This is a genomic window from Peptostreptococcus sp. (assembly GCF_977045075.1).
This window is the reverse complement of the sequence record NZ_CDRRTB010000144.1, coordinates 1-2570: the sequence shown is the minus strand read 5'-3', so window position 1 is coordinate 2570 and position 2570 is coordinate 1. Positions and strand designations below refer to the sequence as shown.

Below are 2570 nucleotides of genomic sequence, written 5' to 3'. Positions count from 1 at the left end.
AGAACCTATTTGAAAAGGCTAAGAAGTATAGGGATGAAAGAATCTATCCAGCCTACAACATGGATGAATTCGTTGATATCATAGAAAATAAGAAGGGCTTTGCCAAGGTAATGTGGAAGGACAATGCCGAAAACGAAGCTAAGATCAAGGAATTGACAGGTGCTACAATAAGAGTAATACCATTTGCCCAGGAAGATCTAGGAGATAAGTGCTTCTATACAGGTGAAAAGGCAGACCATATGGTAATATTTGCTAAGGCATATTAAAAAGGTTCCATGTTAAATATCTTTGGTGATAATTTAAATCAATAAAATCTATTAAATTATGTGGCAACATCCATAACCAGTTTATAGTTATGAATGTTGCCCTTTTGTATTTTATACTTTTCCATAAGTTTAAATAAAATAGTTTGCATTGACAAAAGTACATTCATTATATATAATGCAGATGTGAATAGATTTGTTTACTAATTTTTTTATTAATTTTTCATAATATTGCAGTTCTCTTATGTTTAATTTTTGAAATCGTAAATGCAATATTATGTATATTTTATATGGAGGTAATATCATGAACAAGAAATTTAAAAAATTATCCAGCATAGCTTTATGCACACTAATGTTAGCAATTGCTGCTCCAGTAGGAACTTTTGCGGAGAGTATAACTCCAGGTAAGAGTATTCAGGCATCATATCAGGATGTGAACAAAAAAATAATAGGCTCAATCAATTTAAAAGATTATGTGACGGTAAGTGGGAGTGTAGTTGAAGAAAATGGAAAAAAGATATATAAGGGAACAATCGGTGGAGAAATAGAATCCAATGATTTATTTTCTGATGCTTTTGATACATTTAATAGACAATTTAAGGGTAAACCATATTTTGGAAAACCTGCTGAAAATCTAGTTATGTTTGGTAAAAATAAAGGTTTCCCTACTTGCTCATACAAGATTAACCTACCATCAAATGTTTCTGTGGATAAAAGTAAAATCTTAGTTTCTGAAAATTCAGATGCAATAAGTAAGATATATGTTGATCCTAAGGATTCATCTGATGTCGTTACAATTGTGATGCAACTAGGAAACTGGAATGACTATGCAGGATTTTTTGCACTAGTTGAAAACGAGATAGGTAAACCTAACCACTTAATTAAGGTTGAAATACCATTTACAATTGATGTTACTAATGCAAATCCTGGGGATACATTGGCTACAATTACTTCTAAGGGAGAGTGCAAGTTATATTATAATGGTAGATGGAGCTTCCTTTATAAGGCTCCGATTGTAGATATTAATGCAGAAGAAATATCTAATAATATCATATATTAAGGAGAAGGTTATGAACATAAGTAAAATAGTAAAGAAAGCCTCAGTGTCTGCTGTGGTATATGCTATGCTTTTAACGGCATTGCCTATGGTGTCATATGCAAATGAGGGTGATGAGATTCTAGCACATAATAAATCATTGTTAAGTGGTATGTCAACTACCGATATTGATGGCTATGGCGTAAAGAATAATTGGGTCAGGCTAAAATTAGATACAACAGCTACTACTAAAAATGTAGGTCCAGATTCAATACTTCAGTATAATGATGGAGACACTGATCTGGCTAAGGGATTTTTATTGCCAGAAAATTTGAATTTAGACTTATTCGGCATGGACCAGACTACTTTTTGGGCGGGATCTCTGGGAGTGACAGGATCAGAAGTTGAAAAATTCAAACCAGTTGCAGATGCTATGGGAGAGTCTGATGCATTCCAAAAGGTAAAGTATCCAGTGGGTGACCTATCCATTAAAAATGATAGTGTAAGTGTATATAAGTCAACTCTAGGTGAATTGAGTAGTTCTACTATAGATTTAAAATCGAATTTAGAACCTCTTAAGGCATGGGTAGAGTTTGCAACTCCAGGAGATACTAGTAGAAATAAAACAACGTATAGTACTTATACTTACATAGAAATGACATTGCCAGATGGATTATCATTTAACTCAAGTGATATAAAGAATTCAATCAAGCTAAATAATTCTAACTATGAAGTTGAATCTGCAAGGGTTACTGGTAAGAAAGTAACAATTAAATTGACTAAGTATATTAGGAATATGAACTTGACAGATCTTAAGAATCAGCCTTATGATATATTAGATATTGACCTTGGTATAGGTGGAATTAAGTATGATAATTCTGTAAGATTAGGAAATAAATATACAATTAAGGCAAGTCTATATGGATTGGTAGATAATTATGATAGGTCATCCACTCCAACACCTCAAACTCGCCTTGTTAATGTATTTGCTGCAAGACAGAGTGATTCGGGGAAGGATAGTGGATCAAATTTAGGTGATAATATAATGTCAGTGACTGTTGCTTTAAAGTATAATACAGTAACATTTAAGGTAGATGGACAGCCAGACAAACCTGTTTTGGTAGAAACAGGCAAGTCTATTAATGGTGATGTTGACAATACTCAGTCAATGCCATCAGATCCAACAAAATCAGGATATACTTTTAAAGGCTGGTTCACTCAACCTAATGGTGGAGGAACTAGGTTTGACGGAAATACACCAGTTAACAGTG

At 33.2% G+C, this 2570-nt stretch carries 2 protein-coding genes and 1 pseudogene; all 3 read left to right on the top strand.

Features of this window, described 5'->3' with window-relative positions:
- Positions 1-266 (top strand): annotated as a pseudogene (locus ACW6OJ_RS08090) (proline--tRNA ligase); the annotation flags it as partial.
- A 301-nt stretch (positions 267-567) separates the two neighbouring features.
- A complete protein-coding gene (locus ACW6OJ_RS08085; protein WP_456096282.1) occupies positions 568-1323 on the top strand; it encodes a hypothetical protein in 756 nt (251 codons plus the stop codon).
- 10 nt (positions 1324-1333) lie between these two features.
- A partial coding sequence (locus tag ACW6OJ_RS08080; RefSeq protein WP_456096281.1) for an InlB B-repeat-containing protein occupies positions 1334-2570 on the top strand: 1237 nt, incomplete at its 3' end.